General features: G+C 56.7%; 15 protein-coding genes. 7 read left to right on the top strand and 8 right to left on the bottom strand.

Annotated elements, in window-relative coordinates:
• Positions 1 to 269: 269 nt before the first annotated feature.
• The 5 genes from hofQ to pilM form a co-directional block, all read right to left on the bottom strand.
• Positions 270 to 1,508: a DNA uptake porin HofQ gene (gene hofQ, locus ACJTMZ_RS18045; protein ID WP_032104286.1), complete on the bottom strand. Its 1,239-nt coding sequence runs from the start codon at positions 1,506 to 1,508 to the stop codon at positions 270 to 272.
• Entirely contained in the window at positions 1,420 to 1,824 is a 405-nt protein-coding gene (locus ACJTMZ_RS18040; protein WP_015571434.1) for a HofP DNA utilization family protein, read from the bottom strand. The genes hofQ and ACJTMZ_RS18040 overlap by 89 nt, the downstream gene beginning before the upstream one ends.
• On the bottom strand, positions 1,814 to 2,206 hold the full coding sequence (locus tag ACJTMZ_RS18035; RefSeq protein WP_176601538.1) for a DNA utilization protein HofO: 393 nt from the start codon (positions 2,204 to 2,206) through the stop codon (positions 1,814 to 1,816). Before ACJTMZ_RS18035 ends, ACJTMZ_RS18040 begins: the two co-directional genes overlap by 11 nt.
• 63 nt (positions 2,207 to 2,269) lie before the next feature.
• Positions 2,270 to 2,761 (bottom strand): PilN domain-containing protein, encoded by a 492-nt coding sequence (locus ACJTMZ_RS18030; RefSeq protein ID WP_017384154.1) that lies wholly within the window; start codon positions 2,759 to 2,761, stop codon positions 2,270 to 2,272.
• Entirely contained in the window at positions 2,761 to 3,534 is a 774-nt protein-coding gene (gene pilM, locus ACJTMZ_RS18025; RefSeq protein ID WP_017384153.1) for a pilus assembly protein PilM, read from the bottom strand. The genes ACJTMZ_RS18030 and pilM overlap by 1 nt, the downstream gene beginning before the upstream one ends.
• A 120-nt stretch (positions 3,535 to 3,654) precedes the next feature.
• On the opposite strand from pilM, the gene mrcA reads away from it, so the two are divergent.
• A complete protein-coding gene (mrcA, locus tag ACJTMZ_RS18020) occupies positions 3,655 to 6,207 on the top strand; it encodes a peptidoglycan glycosyltransferase/peptidoglycan DD-transpeptidase MrcA (RefSeq protein WP_017693864.1) in 2,553 nt (850 codons plus the stop codon).
• Positions 6,208 to 6,301: 94 nt separating this feature from the next.
• On the opposite strand, the gene nudE is transcribed toward mrcA, so the two are convergent.
• On the bottom strand, positions 6,302 to 6,862 hold the full coding sequence (gene nudE / locus ACJTMZ_RS18015; RefSeq protein ID WP_003861622.1) for an ADP compounds hydrolase NudE: 561 nt from the start codon (positions 6,860 to 6,862) through the stop codon (positions 6,302 to 6,304).
• A gap of 327 nt (positions 6,863 to 7,189) precedes the next feature.
• Here nudE and ACJTMZ_RS18010 point away from each other — a divergent pair, with 327 nt between their 5' ends.
• From ACJTMZ_RS18010 to pckA, 5 genes are all read left to right on the top strand, one after another.
• A complete protein-coding gene (locus ACJTMZ_RS18010; RefSeq protein ID WP_017384151.1) occupies positions 7,190 to 9,328 on the top strand; it encodes an intracellular growth attenuator family protein in 2,139 nt (712 codons plus the stop codon).
• 64 nt (positions 9,329 to 9,392) lie between these two features.
• Positions 9,393 to 10,076, top strand: a complete 684-nt coding sequence (gene yrfG / locus ACJTMZ_RS18005) for a GMP/IMP nucleotidase (protein WP_000550486.1) — start codon at positions 9,393 to 9,395, stop codon at positions 10,074 to 10,076.
• Positions 10,073 to 10,474 (top strand): ribosome-associated heat shock protein Hsp15, encoded by a 402-nt coding sequence (gene hslR, locus ACJTMZ_RS18000; protein WP_003861618.1) that lies wholly within the window; start codon positions 10,073 to 10,075, stop codon positions 10,472 to 10,474. Before yrfG ends, hslR begins: the two co-directional genes overlap by 4 nt.
• Before the next feature lie 24 nt (positions 10,475 to 10,498).
• Positions 10,499 to 11,377 carry an Hsp33 family molecular chaperone HslO gene (gene hslO / locus ACJTMZ_RS17995; RefSeq protein ID WP_023304550.1) on the top strand — a complete coding sequence of 293 codons (879 nt, stop codon included), beginning with the start codon at positions 10,499 to 10,501 and terminating at the stop codon, positions 11,375 to 11,377.
• A 379-nt stretch (positions 11,378 to 11,756) separates the two neighbouring features.
• Positions 11,757 to 13,373: a phosphoenolpyruvate carboxykinase (ATP) gene (gene pckA, locus ACJTMZ_RS17990; RefSeq protein WP_047740758.1), complete on the top strand. Its 1,617-nt coding sequence runs from the start codon at positions 11,757 to 11,759 to the stop codon at positions 13,371 to 13,373.
• A 92-nt stretch (positions 13,374 to 13,465) separates the two neighbouring features.
• On the opposite strand, the gene envZ is transcribed toward pckA, so the two are convergent.
• On the bottom strand, positions 13,466 to 14,812 hold the full coding sequence (gene envZ / locus ACJTMZ_RS17985; RefSeq protein ID WP_003861615.1) for a two-component system sensor histidine kinase EnvZ: 1,347 nt from the start codon (positions 14,810 to 14,812) through the stop codon (positions 13,466 to 13,468).
• Positions 14,809 to 15,528: a two-component system response regulator OmpR gene (gene ompR / locus ACJTMZ_RS17980; RefSeq protein ID WP_001157751.1), complete on the bottom strand. Its 720-nt coding sequence runs from the start codon at positions 15,526 to 15,528 to the stop codon at positions 14,809 to 14,811. Before ompR ends, envZ begins: the two co-directional genes overlap by 4 nt.
• A 228-nt stretch (positions 15,529 to 15,756) precedes the next feature.
• On the opposite strand from ompR, the gene greB reads away from it, so the two are divergent.
• The gene (gene greB / locus ACJTMZ_RS17975; RefSeq protein ID WP_017384149.1) at positions 15,757 to 16,230 is read left to right on the top strand and encodes a transcription elongation factor GreB; all 474 of its coding nucleotides are present in this window, start codon (positions 15,757 to 15,759) and stop codon (positions 16,228 to 16,230) included.
• The last annotated feature ends 80 nt before the right edge of the window (positions 16,231 to 16,310 follow it).

Here is a 16,310-nt window from a genome sequence, read left to right as displayed (position 1 = left end):
GACTATTCGTTAATGGTAATCCCCGCTGCGCAGACACCCGGCGTAGCAGGACATGAACTGAAACCTCATTTGCAATAGAGCGAGAGTCAGACGAAAAATTATCTCAATACTCCGGCTTGTTTGGCAACTGATTAAATCACCGTTCCCGGCGCATAAGGAAATAAGACGTAAGTCCAACTCAAATCGGTACTCCTTGTATGCTAATTCATGCCCCACGTCAAACATCTGCAACAAACTGAATGCAAAATCATTGCGGGGATCGTTACCCATTAATGAATACTGACCAGACGTGGCGTGATAAACACCACTAACTCGCGCCGTTCGTTATCTTTTCCGTCATGGCGGAACAGCTGACCCAGCCACGGAATGTTGCCCAGCACGGGCACGCTGTCGCGTCCGGTTTTATTCTTTTGCGAAAAGATCCCGCCCAGCGCGAGCGTTTCCCCACTTTTTACCTCTACCTGCGTTTCGATCTCCTGCTTATCGATCGCCAGCGTTTCGCCGTCTGCCTGTTGCAGCACCTGGCCGGGCATATTTTCACTGATATGCAGTTTCAGGCGCACGCGACCGCCCGGCAGGACCACCGGCGTGACCTCCATGCCTAATACCGCCTCTTTAAATTCAACGGACGTCGCCCCGCTCTCGCCGCTGGAAACCTGATACGGAATTTCGCTGCCCTGCTTGATGCTGGCCGGCTGCATGTGCGATGCCAGCAGCCGCGGGCTGGCGATGATATCCACCTGCTGCTTTTGCTCAAGCGCCGACAACTCAAGATCCAGCATCCTGCCGTTGATGCGCCCGATGTTAAACCCTGCGTGGGTGGTTGCACTGGCCACCGACAGGTCCGCCCCCAGCGTCGTGACCTGACCCACCTTACCGGCCTCCGTTGCGTCAGCGAGGTTCCATTTCACCCCCAGTTCACGCAGGCTTTTTTCACTGATGGTCACAATCTGCGCCGCCAGTTCCACCTGCTCGACGGGCAGATCCATCTGCACAGCCCAGCGCTGGAGCATATCCACCACCGTCTGGTTATCCCTGACCAGGAAACGGTTGGTGCGCTTGTCGACGGAGAGACTGCCTTTCGGGCTTAAGAGCTTTTCTGCCGCTTTTTGCAATTCGGCTGCATCCGCATAAGCAAACGGAATGCTGTGAGAGTGCAGCGGGGCGTCAAGCAGACGCTGGGCCCGCTCCTGCTCTTTACGCGTCTGTTGCTCCCGTTGCCAGGCCGCCGTATGCACATAAAAAATGCCGCCCTCTTCCCGCAATACCAGCCCGGCGCTGTTCACTACTGTCTGAAGCGCCTGTCTCCAGGGCACCCGCGTTAAATTCAGCGAAAGCGAACCGCTGACATCCGGCGACACCACCAGATTGCGATCCTCCTGCGCCACCAGCGCCTGTAATATCTGCACCACCGGGACATCATCCACCAGCAGGGTGACCGGTTTTGGCGTCGCGGCCCACAGGGGCTGGCTGAGTGCCGCCAGTAACAGCCCTATCCTTATCTTCACTTTTTTTCGTTCCTTCTCGTTGCCATGTCCATCGCTTCGGCTCGCACATGTCGCCGACATCAACGGTCAGTTGTTGTTTATCTATCGCGCTCACCCGCCAGCCTGTCGGTAACCGCACCTGCGTTTTTACCCGGTACCAACGCTTCTGCCCGTCCTGCATAAGGCCGATATCCCTGCTGCCGCTGACTATCCCCTGATACCGCCACTGGCTGAGCTGCCCGGCTGCGCAACGCTCTTCCGGCACAGAGAAGGGATCCCGCATCCCGGTCAGGAAAAGCGGAGAAAGCAGGATCAGCAAACGGGCTTTACTGCGCATGACCGATCTCCAGTTGCAGGCTGAGGCGTAACTGTTTGCCCTGTGGGGTGATGGAAAACGCGCTCACCCGCGCGTTCTCAAGCGCCAGCCGGGAAAAGAGCGCCGGGACCGCGCCCCAGGAGGCATCCAGCGCCAGCTCTCCCCCACTCTGCTGCGGCTTCCAGTACACCAGCCTTGCGCCCTCACGCTGAAAAGCCAGGGGAGAAAAGGGCTGCGAGGGCGTCACTTGCGTAACCACTGCTCGCCGTCCGGCCTCTGGCCACAGCGAGGCGTTGATTCGCTTCGCACTGATGGCCTGCGCCTGAATATCGGTGTAGCGCAGAGCTGCGGGCCTGAGCAGCAGTCCCCAAATTGCCCACGCAACAAGCCCCGATGCGATCAACCAGCAAAGGACGCGCCGGGAAGGACGTGCATCAGTCCAGCGTTGATACCAGATACCCACGGGCTACCTCCGGCTATGCAGTTGAAAAGAGAACATCCATCGCCCCTGGCTATCCTGTTGCATTTCGCCTGCCGGTCCGGGGTTAAATCCCGTCACCCTTTTCAGGGCATCGGTCATGGCGGTGAGCGCTGGCAGTGAGGTGGTATAGCCGGTCAGGGTCAGCGAGGGTGGCTGATAACGCAGCGCCGTTAGCCACGCCTGCCGGGGCATTGCGCTGGCAAGGGACTCCAGCGCAGGTTGCCAGGCCGGATCAAACGGCAGCGAAGGGGTTTTCTGCCCCGCTGACTGCGGCTGACGGGCTCTCAATACTTTCTGTACCGCACGTGTCCCCGCCAGTTCGCTCTGCAACGCCTGCAATGCGAGAGTCTGCGTCGCCCGCAGGCTGATACTCCCCGCCAGCATCACCAGCCATGAGCCAGCAAACAGCAGCCCCCAGAAACGCAGGCGCTGATTACGTTGCTGCCGACGCCAGGGTAAAAGATTGGGCATGCTCATTACGGCGCCTCGCTCATGGCCAGCGCCAGGGCGACGGTGTAATCAGCACCGCATTCCGGCAGCGGCGGCTGGCACAGCGTCACCGCTTCCCAGGGATCGCGGGCAGCATCAAACACGGCGATATCAGAAGGAGAAAGCGCAAGCAGCGCCGCCAGTTCATTCACCGTCGCCGCTTCTGTGGTGTAGCGCCGCCCCCACTGGTGACGCATCGCCCATAGCCACTGGTGTTGATCTCTCCAGGCGACGCACCGGGCGGGGGCAACAGCAGAGAGAAGATTAGCCAGCGCGCCGGCATCCGGGGCGATTGCTGCCAGACGCAAACGCAGCGCGTTCGCCAGCGTCAACAGGGTATCGACCTCTCTGTTTTGCGCTGCGGTAACCTGAAAAGTGTTGCTGAACGTATCCTGCGCGTAGTCAAAACAGAGCGTATCGGCGGGCATCTCCAGCTCACGTGCTAATGCGGCGCCTACCCAGGTGAGCTGTTCGCTGTCACGCAAGGTAACGGATGGACGGGGCAACGCGCGTTGCAGAACGCGCGTCGCCGGAAATGAGAGAAATACCCGATGCGAGTGCGGCAATGTTTTCCGCCAGCCACGTAATGCGTTAACCAGCTGTTCTGGCTTAAGTATTTTGCCTTCCCCGATAACGCCGTCCGACAGCGGCACCGCCCACCAGCGCCGTAAACGCCAGCCGGCCCGCTCTCTGGTCAGCGCTACCGCAACCACCTTATCCTGTTGAATATGAACGCCTGTTTGCCACGTTTTAAAAGCCATGCTTCACGATCTCCTTATCGCCCGTCGGAGTGACGGCTATATCAATGAATCAGGCTTGCCTTTATACTACCGCGCGATTGTTTAGAAACTGCCCAGGCTAAACCAAATGGGAAATCTCCGGTGAAGTTCGTAAAGTATTTATTGATCCTTGCAGTCTGTTGCATTCTGCTGGGAGCAGGCTCGATTATTGGTTTGTACAAATATGTCGAGCCGCAACTCCCTGATGTCGCCACGCTTCGTGATGTGCGGCTTCAGATCCCTATGCAGGTCTATAGCGCCGATGGTGAACTGATGGCGCAATACGGCGAGAAACGTCGTATCCCTCTGACCTTAAATCAAATTCCACCCGTGATGGTGAAGGCTTTTATCGCCACCGAGGACAGCCGTTTTTACGAGCACCACGGTGTCGATCCGGTCGGTATTTTCCGTGCGGCAAGCGTGGCGCTGTTCTCCGGTCATGCCTCTCAGGGGGCAAGTACCATTACCCAGCAGCTGGCGCGTAACTTCTTCCTCAGCCCGGAAAAGACGCTGATGCGTAAGATCAAAGAGGTGTTCCTCGCGATCCGCATTGAGCAACTGCTGAGCAAAGACGAGATCCTTGAGCTTTACCTCAACAAGATCTATCTGGGCTACCGCGCCTATGGCGTAGGGGCTGCGGCTCAGGTCTATTTTGGTAAGCCGATCGATCAGCTCACGCTGAGCGAAATGGCGACTATTGCCGGCCTGCCAAAAGCGCCATCCACGTTTAACCCGCTCTACTCGCTGGACCGCGCCACCGCGCGCCGTAACGTGGTGCTGTCGCGTATGTTGAGCGAAGGCTATATCAGCCAGTCTGAGTACGATAAGGCGCGCAGCGACGTTATTGACGCCAATTACCATGCGCCGGAAATTGCTTTCTCTGCACCGTATCTCACTGAAATGGTTCGCCAGGAGATGGTGAGTCGCTACGGTGATAAAGCGTATGAAGATGGTTATCGCGTCTATACCACCGTGACCCGCAAGGTGCAGCAGGCTGCCCAGCAGGCGGTGCGTAATAACGTGATGGATTACGATATGCGTCACGGCTATCGCGGCCCGTCCAACGTGCTGTGGAAAGTGGGTGAAGGCGCATGGGACAGTAAAAAAATCACGGATTCCCTGAAAGCGCTGCCGACCTATGGCCCGCTGCGTCCGGCGGTCGTCACCCAGGCCGATCCACAGGAAGCAGTGGCGATGATGGCCGATGGCACATCCGTTTCGCTGCGCATGGAGGGTGTCCGCTGGGCGCGTCCATACCGTTCTGACACCCTTCAGGGGCCTACGCCACGTAAAGTGACCGATGTCGTACAAACCGGACAACAAATCTGGGTGCGTCAGGTCGGTGATGCCTGGTGGCTGGCGCAGGTGCCGGACGTAAACTCTGCGCTGGTCTCCATCAATCCGCAGAACGGCGCCGTGATGGCGCTGGTTGGCGGGTTCGATTTCAACCAGAGCAAATTTAACCGCGCGACCCAGGCGCTGCGTCAGGTTGGTTCGAACATCAAACCGTTCCTGTATACCGCGGCGATGGATAAGGGGCTGACTCTCGCCAGCATTCTCAACGACGTGCCAATTTCCCGCTGGGATGCCGGTGCGGGCTCTGACTGGCAGCCGAAGAACTCTCCGGCGCAATACGCTGGCCCTATCCGTCTGCGCCAGGGCCTTGGCCAGTCGAAGAACGTGGTCATGGTTCGCGCGATGCGTGCGATGGGCGTGGATTATGCGGCAGAGTATCTGCAACGCTTTGGCTTCCCGGCGCAAAACATCGTTCATACTGAATCTCTGGCGCTCGGCTCCGCGTCCTTTACGCCGCTCCAGGTTGCGCGTGGCTACTCGGTGATGGCGAACGGCGGCTTCCTGGTCGATCCGTATTTCATCAGCAAAATAGAGAACGATCAGGGCGGCGTACTGTTTGAAGCGAAACCGAAAATTGCCTGCCCTGAATGCGATATTCCGGTGATTTACGGCGACACGCCAAAATCCAATGTCCTGGAAAACAAGGATATGGAAGATGTGGCGATCTCTCAGGAACGTCAGAATCTGGCGGTGCCGCAGCCCCAGCTGGAACAGGCCAATCAGGCGCTGGTCGCCCAGAGTGGCGCGCAGGAGTATGCCCCGCACGTGATCAGCACGCCGCTGTCGTTCCTGATTAAGAGCGCACTGAACACCAACATCTTTGGTGAACCGGGCTGGCAAGGCACCGGCTGGCGAGCGGGCCGCGATTTGCAGCGCCACGACATCGGCGGCAAAACCGGGACAACCAACAGTTCAAAAGATGCCTGGTTCTCAGGTTATGGCCCGGGGGTTGTCACCTCCGTCTGGATTGGTTTTGACGATCACCGCCGCGATCTGGGGCGCACGACCGCCTCTGGCGCGATTAAAGATCAGATTTCCGGTTACGAAGGCGGCGCGAAGAGTGCGCAACCTGCCTGGGATGCATACATGAAGGCCGTTCTCGAGGGCGTACCAGAGCAGCCGCTAACGCCTCCACCGGGCGTGGTGACGGTGAATATCGACCGCAGTACCGGACAGCTCGCGAATGGCGGTAACAGCCGTGCCGAGTATTTCATCGAGGGCACTCAGCCAACCACGCAGGCAGTGCATGAGGTGGGTACGGAATTGATTGATAACGGCGAAACGCACGAGCTGTTCTGACGCCAACAAAAAAGCCGGGTGGCGACTACGCCTGACCCGGCCTACAACGTCAATGCAAAACGGCAACCTTCGGTTGCCGTTTTTAATGGTGGCGCTACAAACGTCCCTGTCCCTTCAGCCACTCCCGCACCAGGAACAGTGCGCTCACGTTGCGCGCCTCGTTAAAGTCAGGATCTTCCAGCAAATCCATCAGATGAGCCAGCGGCCAGCGAACCTGCGGTAGCGGTTCCGGCTCGTCTCCTTCCAGCGATTCAGGATAGAGATCTTCCGCGACAACGATGTTCATTTTGCTGGAGAAATAGGACGGTGCCATGCTCAGCTTTTTCAGGAACGTCAGCTCTTTCGCGCCAAAACCGACCTCTTCTTTCAGCTCCCGGTTTGCCGCTTCAAACACCGTTTCGCCCGGATCGATCAGTCCTTTGGAGAAACCCAGCTCGTAGGATTCTGTGCCCACGGCGTATTCACGAATGAGGATCAGGTGCTCGTCGACGATGGGCACAATCATCACCGCTTCACGCGAGGAGGGGCGCATACGCTCATAAACACGACGCACACCGTTGCTGAACTCCAGATCCACGCTTTCGACATTAAACAGACGCGATTTCGCGACGGTTTCAACATTCAGAATGGTGGGCTTTTGTAAGGGTTTGGTCATCTTGACGGGTCTTTGCTGGGTGAACTGGCTTTATTGTGCGATACGCCGCACGGTTTCGGCAATGTCAATTGCTCTTTATTTACATTTATGCAACGTAACTGTAGGCGATTCTCATTTCAAAACAAATGTCAAGAGGTTGAAATGTTTCCAGGAATTTGCTGATATCGCGCCGGAACAGGCTTTGTTATCATTACCGGTCACTGGGATGCGCGTCAACATGCTCAAGTTAGACTCCATACTTGCCGATAGCCGACCACAGAATCTCATTCATTGTACAAAAGGTGCGACTGACAACACCTGTAAGAAGATAAGTAAGATGGGGAAAGCATGAGCACCATTTTGATTTTTCTCGCTGCTGTGCTGGCCTGCGCGTCGATTGCGGTGTGGGTATTCAGGCGCCGCGTACATCGCCGTTATCGGCTGCCCTTTTTGAACGCGTTTGCCGGGGCAAACACGCGCAAGCTTTCGCCAGAGGAACGCAGCACCGTTGAGCAGTATCTCGACACGCTGAATCGATCCCGGCTTTCGCCTGGCCCTACCGGCGCCAGCGCCGCCCCCGTATCGCTCAACCTGAACGCCCAAAGTGACACCGTTCTGTGCGTAACGCGCTCCATTACCCGCTACGGCATTACAACCGACGATCCCAACAAGTGGCGTTACTATCTCGACTCTGTTGAAGTGCACCTGCCTCCCTTCTGGGAGCAGTATATTAACGACGAAAACAGCGTCGAGCTCATCCATACCGATACGCTGCCGCTGGTTATCTCCCTCAATGGTCATACTCTGAGCGAATATGTTCAGGAAGCGCCACGCTTTGCGCTGGAACGCGCAAGCGGAACGCAGGCCTCTATTCGCGGTGAAGAGACTGAGCAGATCGAACTGCTGAACATCCGCCAGGAGACGCATGAAGAGTACGTCCTGAGCCGCCCGGATGGCATTCGCGAAGCGGTGCTGATTGTCGCCTCGTTCCTGCTCTTTTTCATCTGCCTGCTGACGCCGGACGTGTTTGTTCCGTGGCTCGCGGGTGGCGCAGTACTGCTTCTGGCCGCCGGGCTGTGGGGCATATTTGCTCCGCCGGCAAAAACGTCATTACGCGAAATTCACTGCCTGCGCGGAACCCCAAAACGCTGGGGACTGTTCGGTGAGAACGATCAGGAACATATCAACAATATCTCGCTCGGGATCATCGATCTTATCTATCCGCGCCACTGGCAGCCGTGGATTGCGCAGGACCTTGGCCACAAAACGGATATTGATATCTATCTCGACCGCCACGTTGTACGCCAGGGGCGCTACTTATCCCTGCACGACGAAGTGAAAAACTTCCCGCTTCAGCACTGGCTCCGCAGCGCGGTGATTGCCGGTGGTGCCGCGTTAATCTTCGTCATGCTGCTGCTCTTCGTGCCGCTGGATATGCCGATTAAATTTACCCTGTCGTGGATCAAAGGGGCGCAAACTGTGGAAGCCACCAGCGTACAGCAGCTCGAAGAAGCGGGTGTACGCGTGGGAGATACGTTGCGCCTCAAAGGCACCGGGATGTGTAATATCCACACGCCGGGCGCCTGGAACACGCGCCAGAACTCGCCGTTCGCGCCGTTCGACTGCTCTCAGATCATCTGGAATGACGCCTCTCCGCTGCCGCTGCCGGAATCGGATGTGGTCAACAAGGCCACTGCGCTCACCCAGACGATTAATCGCCAGCTCCATCCAAAACCGGATGATGATTCTCGCGTCAGCCCTGCCCTGCGTTCGGCTATTCAGAAGTCGGGCATGGTACTGCTGGATGACTTTGGCGAAATCGTCCTGAAAACAGAGGATCTCTGTTCCGCCCAGGATGACTGTATCCGGCTCAAGAACGCGCTGGTCAACCTCGGCAACAGCAAAGACTGGGACGCGCTGGTGAAACGCGCCGAAGCGGGACGCCTGGACGGTGTGAACGTGCTTCTGCGTCCGGTCAGCGCCGAGTCGCTGGATAACCTGGTGGCGACCTCTACCGCCCCCTTCGTGATGCGTGAAACCACCCGTGCCGCCCAGGCGCTTAACAGCCCGGCGCCCGGCGGTTTTGTGATTGCCAGCGATGAAGGCAGCGACCTGGTGGATCAACCTTATCCACAGGTTTCGCTGTATGACTATCCTGCCCAGGAGCAGTGGAGCGAATTCCAGCGTCTGGCGCAGATGCTGATGCAGACGCCATTCAGCGCGGAAGGGATCGTCACCACCCTCTTTACCGACGCCAACGGCACGCGTCATATTGGCCTGCACCGTATGCCGGATAGCGCTGGCCTGTGGCGCTATATAGGGACATCCCTGCTGCTGATTGCAATGCTGGCGTGCATTGTCTGGAACGGTTATCAGGCCGTACGCCGCTATCAGCGTTCCCGCACGCGGCTGGCAGAAATCCAGGCCTACTACGAAAATTGCCTGAACCCGAAACTGATCTCCTCTTCCGAGAGCCTGATCGGATAACGTCCCTGCGCGACAAGTTGTGCTACCCTGTCGCGCACGTTTCTTCTGGCTGGAGTTCCCCCTTATGCATCTTAATATCGACTGGCAGGCGGTCGATACCGTCCTGCTTGATATGGACGGCACGCTGCTTGATCTCGCCTTTGATAACTATTTCTGGCAAAAGCTGGTCCCGGAAACATACGGTGAACAGCAGGGGATCTCCCCGGCGGAAGCGCAGGAATTCATTCGTTCGCAATATAGCGCGGTGCAGCATACGCTAAACTGGTACTGTCTTGACTACTGGAGCGAGCGACTCGGTTTGGATATTTGTGCCATGACCACCGCCCAGGGCGCACGCGCTGTACTGCGTGACGATACGGTCCCGTTCCTGGATGCGCTGAAAGCCTGCGGTAAGCGCCGCATTTTGCTGACGAATGCGCATCCCCATAATCTGGCCGTGAAGCTGGAACATACCGGTCTTGCTTCACACCTTGATTTATTGCTTTCCACCCACACATTTGGTTATCCGAAAGAGGATCAGCGGTTGTGGCATGCCGTGGTGGAAGAGACCGGTTTACAGCCGGAACGCACGCTGTTTATTGACGACAGCGAGCCGATTCTGGATTCTGCGGCCGCTTTTGGCATTCGCTATTGTCTGGGCGTGACCAATCCGGATTCCGGCCTGGCTGAAAAAAGCTATCTGCGACATCCGGGGCTGAACGACTATCGCCGGATGATCCCCTCACTCACCGTGAAGGAGACGCCATGAAAGAAAAACCCTCTGATGGGGTAAGACTGGATAAATGGCTGTGGGCCGCCCGTTTTTACAAAACGCGCGCCCTTGCCCGTGAAATGGTTGATGGCGGAAAGGTGCATTACAACGGTCAGCGCAGCAAACCGAGTAAGCTGGTTGAACTGAATGCCACGCTAACGCTTCGCCAGGGCAACGATGAGAAAACGGTGGTGGTGAAAGCCATTACCGAGCAGCGGCGGCCCGCAACCGAAGCCGTTTTGCTGTATGAAGAGACGGCCGAAAGCATAGAGAAGCGCGAGAAAACCGCGCTGGCGCGCAAAATGAATGCGCTGACCATGCCTCACCCGGACCGGCGACCGGATAAAAAAGAGCGCCGCGATCTGATGAAATTTAAACACGGTGAGAGCGAGTAACCCTCACCTGCACGAGAGATGAAAATGGCCCAACACGACCAATTACACCGCTATCTGTTTGAACAATTCGCCGTGCGCGGCGAGCTGGTCACCGTATCCGAAACCTGGAAACAGATTCTGGAAAACCACAACTACCCGCTGCCGGTGAAAACCCTGTTGGGCGAACTGCTGGTTGCCACCAGCCTGCTGACCGCCACGCTGAAGTTCGCTGGCGATATTACCGTTCAGTTGCAGGGTGATGGCCCGATGTCGCTGGCGGTGATCAACGGCAATAACCAACAGCAGATGCGCGGCGTGGCGCGCGTTCAGGGCGATATTCCTGAAAATGCGGATCTGAAAACGCTGGTCGGAAATGGCTACCTGGTTATCACGATCTCGCCTGAAGAGGGTGAGCGCTATCAGGGCGTTGTCGGTCTGGAAGGCGACACGCTTGCCGCCTGCCTGGAAGATTACTTCATGCGTTCCGAACAGCTGCCAACCCGCCTGTTCATCCGCACCGGTGAAGTGGATGGTCAGCCTGCTGCCGGTGGTATGCTGCTTCAGGTTCTGCCTGCGCAGGATGCGCAGACCAATGATTTCGAGCATCTGGCAACGCTGACGGAAACCATCAAAGCGGAAGAGCTGTTCACCCTGTCGGCGACCGACGTGCTGTGGCGTCTGTACCACGAAGAAGAAGTGACGGTTTACGATCCGCAGGATGTGGAATTTAAGTGCACCTGCTCTCGCGAGCGTTGTGCTGGCGCCCTGAAAACGCTGCCGGATGAAGAGATCGACAGCATCATGGCGGAAGACGGTGAGATCGATATGCACTGTGATTACTGCGGTACGCACTACGTGTTCAATTCCATGGATATCGCGGAGATCCGCAATAACGCCTCTCCAGCGGACCCGCAGGTTCACTAAACCTCTTTCCCCTCACCCTAACCCTCTCCCCAACGGGGAGAGGGAACTTGAACACCCTCACCCCTTTGGGTGAGAGGTAAAAAACGCCACCCAAGCTGAATCGTTTTCCCAATGTAACCCTTACGTAATTTTCTTACATGTATGCGATTACATTCACATTCTTCTGGATAAATTCACCAGAGATTAACCTTTTAAGAACATTTTCCCCATCCAAAAAGCGATTCCTGCGATAATCTGCCCGCCCTGTGACTGGAGTCGCAGCGTTTTCCGTTAGTAAGGGTTTTGACCAGATACGTAAATCTATGAGCCCCGTCGCGGTTAACATCCCCAGAAAAACCCTACAATTTTAGGCAGTACATATTGGCTAAGGAGCAGTGATATGCGTGTTAATGGTTTAACCCCGCAAGATCTCAAGGCTTATGGTATTCACGACGTCCAGGAAGTGGTCTACAACCCCGATTACGATACGCTGTATCAGGAAGAGCTCAATCCGGCACTGGAAGGATACGAGCGTGGTGTGTTGACGAACCTGGGTGCTATCGCCGTCGATACGGGTATTTTTACCGGTCGTTCGCCTAAAGATAAGTATATCGTCCGAGACGACACCACCCGCGATACGCTGTGGTGGGCTGATAAGGGCAAAGGGAAGAACGATAACAAACCGCTCTCCCCGGAAACCTGGCAGCATCTGAAAGGACTTGTCACCCATCAGCTTTCCGGCAAGCGTCTGTTTATTATTGATGCGTTCTGCGGCGCTAACGCCGACACCCGTCTCTCCGTACGGTTCATTACTGAAGTGGCCTGGCAGGCGCATTTCGTGAAGAACATGTTCATTCGTCCGACCGATGAAGAACTGCAAGACTTCACCCCTGACTTTATCGTGATGAACGGCGCGAAATGCACCAACCCGCAGTGGAAAGAGCAGGGTCTGAACTCCGAAAACTTCATCGCCTTCAACCTGACCGAGCGTATCCAGCTGATCGGCGGTACCTGGTACGGCGGCGAAATGAAGAAAGGGATGTTCTCGGTCATGAACTACCTGCTGCCGCTGCGCGGTATCGCCTCCATGCACTGCTCGGCGAACGTCGGGGAAAAAGGCGATGTAGCAGTGTTCTTCGGCCTTTCCGGCACCGGTAAAACAACGCTGTCCACCGATCCAAAACGTCGTCTGATTGGCGACGATGAACACGGCTGGGATGATGACGGCGTGTTTAACTTTGAAGGCGGCTGCTACGCGAAGACCATTCGCCTGTCGGAAGAGGCAGAGCCGGATATCTACCACGCGATTCGCCGCGATGCGCTGCTGGAAAACGTCACCGTGCGTGCCGATGGTTCTATCGACTTCGACGATGCCTCGAAAACGGAAAACACCCGCGTCTCTTACCCGATCTACCACATCGAGAACATCGTCAAGCCGGTATCGAAGGCGGGTCATGCCACGAAGGTGATTTTCCTGACCGCGGATGCGTTCGGCGTGCTGCCACCGGTTTCCCGCCTGACCGCCAGCCAGACGCAGTACCATTTCCTCTCCGGCTTTACCGCTAAACTGGCGGGTACCGAGCGCGGTGTGACCGAGCCAACCCCAACCTTCTCCGCCTGCTTCGGCGCGGCGTTCCTGTCGCTGCACCCAACGCAGTACGCGGAAGTGCTGGTGAAACGCATGCAGGCATCCGGCGCCCAGGCGTACCTGGTGAACACCGGCTGGAACGGTACGGGCAAACGTATCTCCATCAAAGATACACGCGCCATCATCGACGCGATTCTGGATGGTTCGCTGGATAACGCTGAGACCTTTACGCTGCCGATGTTCGATCTGGCGATCCCAACAGAGCTGCCGGGCGTGGATTCGCGTATCCTGGATCCGCGTAACACCTACGGTTCACCGGAACAGTGGCGTGAGAAGGCTGAATCGCTGGCGAAACTGTTTATCGAAAACTTCGAGAAGTATACCGACACCCCGGCCGGTGCTGCGCTGGTGAGTGCGGGACCAAGGTAAAAGCAAAAAGGCAACGAAAGTTGCCTTTTTTAATGTTTTCTCTCTCTCCCTGTGGGAGAGGGCCGGGGTGAGGGCATCAGGCCCCCCCTTTTTTAACTCTCTTTCACCTGCCCCCGTAAAACCGGCACCGGTAACCACGCACGAATGCTCAAACCGCCCCGCTCGCTGGTGCCAATTTCCAGTAGTCCGTTATGGTTATCAACAATACGCTGCACAATCGCCAGGCCTAAGCCGGTTCCGCTGGTGCTGCGCGCGCTGTCACCGCGCACAAATGGCTGGAACAGGTGCTTACGCTGCTCAGGCTTGATGCCCGGGCCATCGTCTTCCACCTGGAACCAGGCGCGGTTGAGTTCCGTACCGCTGCTGACTTTGATCCAGCCGTTGCCGTAGCGCGCCGCGTTGACCACCATATTCGCCACCGCGCGTTTAATGGAGAGCGGATGCATACGTACCTGAATCTCGCCTGCCTGAAGGTCGGTCGCAATTTCACGTTCGTAGCCGCTTTCGGCGGCAACCACTTCGCCCAGAACCGCATTCAGATCCGCCATCTCCATCGGCATCTCCTGCCCGGTGCGCAGGTAGTCGATAAACTGCTCGATGATGGCGTTACACTCTTCGATATCCTTGTTGATGGACTCTGCAAGATAACCATCCTGCTCGCCCATCATCTCTGTTGCCAGCCGGATACGCGTCAGCGGGGTGCGAAGGTCATGGCTGACCCCGGCCATCAGGAGCGTACGGTCGTCCGCCAGCTGTTTAACGCCTGCCGCCATGTGGTTAAACGCACGCGTTACCGAGCGCACTTCCGATGCGCCATACTCGCGCAGCGGCGGTGGGATAATACCTTTACCGACCTGCAATGCCGCATGCTCCAGATCGACCAGCGGTCGGTTCTGGATACGAATAAACAGCCATGCGCCGCCGATGGCCAGCAGCATGATCGCCAGGGTGTATCGGAACAGCGGCGAGAAGTCGCCCTGATGAATCTCGGTGAGCGGAACGCGCACCCAGATGTTGGGTGACAGCCAGGTTTTCAGCCAGACAACCGGCGAGCTTTTATTGACCTCAACGCGCACTTCCGTCGGGCCGCCAAGCTGCTGCGCCATCTGCTGGCTAAGGAATTCATAGTGCTGCGCCCAGCGCAGGCCGGCATCTTCCGCCGCTTCGTTCGAGTAGAGAGAAATGCCCAGCTCACGGTAGATTTCCCGACGGAACGCCGGGGGAACAACCAACTGCGTGCCGTCCTCCAGTTGCAGTTTGTCGGTCATCAGCATACGCACTTCGTATGCCAGCACCTTATTAAACTGCTGAAGGCTCGGCAGGATTGCAAAGTTCAGCACCACCAGGTAGGTCGTCACCAGACTGACAAACAGCAGGGTGACGATCAATAACAGCGTGCGGGCAAACGAACTTCGCGGCGAGAAGCGCATTCGCCTCATGCTTTAGAGCCGTCCGGGACAAACACGTAGCCCAGACCCCACACGGTCTGAATATAACGAGGATGCGCCGGATCTTCTTCCACCATACGGCGCAGACGAGAGATCTGCACGTCGATAGAACGCTCCATCGCGGAGTATTCACGACCACGCGCCAGGTTCATCAGCTTGTCACGGGAGAGCGGCTCACGCGGGTGACTGACCAGCGCTTTCAGCACCGCGAACTCACCGCTGGTGAGCGGCATTGGCTCATCTTCACGGAACATTTCACGGGTGCCGAGGTTCAGCTTGAACTTACCGAATGCAATGACGGCCTCTTCCTGAGATGGCGCGCCCGGCAGCTCGTTCGCCTGACGACGCAGCACGGCGCGAATACGCGCCAGCAGTTCACGCGGGTTGAACGGCTTTGGAATGTAGTCATCAGCGCCGATCTCAAGGCCGACAATGCGGTCAACTTCTTCACCCTTCGCCGTCACCATGATGATCGGCATCGGGTTGCTCTGGCTGCGCAGACGGCGGCAAATAGAGAGCCCGTCTTCGCCAGGCAGCATCAGGTCCAACACCATCAGGTGGAAAGATTCACGCGTCAGCAGACGATCCATCTGTTCCGCGTTCGCGACGCTACGAACCTGGAAGCCCTGCTCGGTCAGATAACGTTCCAGCAGCGCACGCAGGCGCATGTCGTCATCTACGACCAGAATTTTGTAGTTCTCTTGCATTGTGTGTACTCCCAAAGGTTCGGATAAGCCTGGAACAGCGTATTCTAAAAAAGTGCACGGGTTCGACCAGCAAATTCTGGTATAAATTCTAGACGAAATTGTTACAAAGCATATTTAACAGCAGCTTATCTGTTCATTTCATCACATAAATCATTATTAATCTTGTCTGTTACACTGTGCGCTACGTATTGTGCGCAAAGACAGTTAACCGGCATTAAAGGCTGCACCATGAAAACGCCTCTGATCACCCGTGAAGGGTACGAGAAACTCAAAAAAGAGATGGATTACCTGTGGCGCGAAGAGCGTCCGGAAGTGACCAAAAAAGTCACCTGGGCAGCAAGCCTGGGCGACCGCAGCGAGAATGCGGACTACCAGTACAATAAAAAGCGGCTGCGCGAAATCGATCGCCGGGTACGCTACCTGACGAAGTGCCTCGAGAATCTCAAAATTGTCGATTACTCCCCGCAGCAGGAAGGTAAAGTCTTCTTCGGCGCGTGGGTCGAAATTGAAAACGACAGCGGCGACACCCTGCGTTTTCGTATCGTCGGCTACGATGAAATTTTCGGTCGTAAGGATTACATTTCTATCGACTCACCCATGGCCCGCGCCCTGCTGAAAAAAGAGGTAGGCGATTTAGCCGTTGTCCAGACGCCTGCGGGTGAAGCAAGCTGGTACGTCAATGAAATCGAGTATGTTAAATAGTCCGAGAGCGCCCTCCCCGGCTGGCATTTTTTGGTGTCAGCCCGTATAACTATCCCCCTGATTTTCGATCCACAAGATGA

It is taken from the genome of Enterobacter sp. DN (assembly GCF_046054285.1).
Lineage (GTDB): Bacteria > Pseudomonadota > Gammaproteobacteria > Enterobacterales > Enterobacteriaceae > Enterobacter > Enterobacter hormaechei_C.
This window is presented reverse-complemented; position numbering and strand designations above follow the sequence as displayed.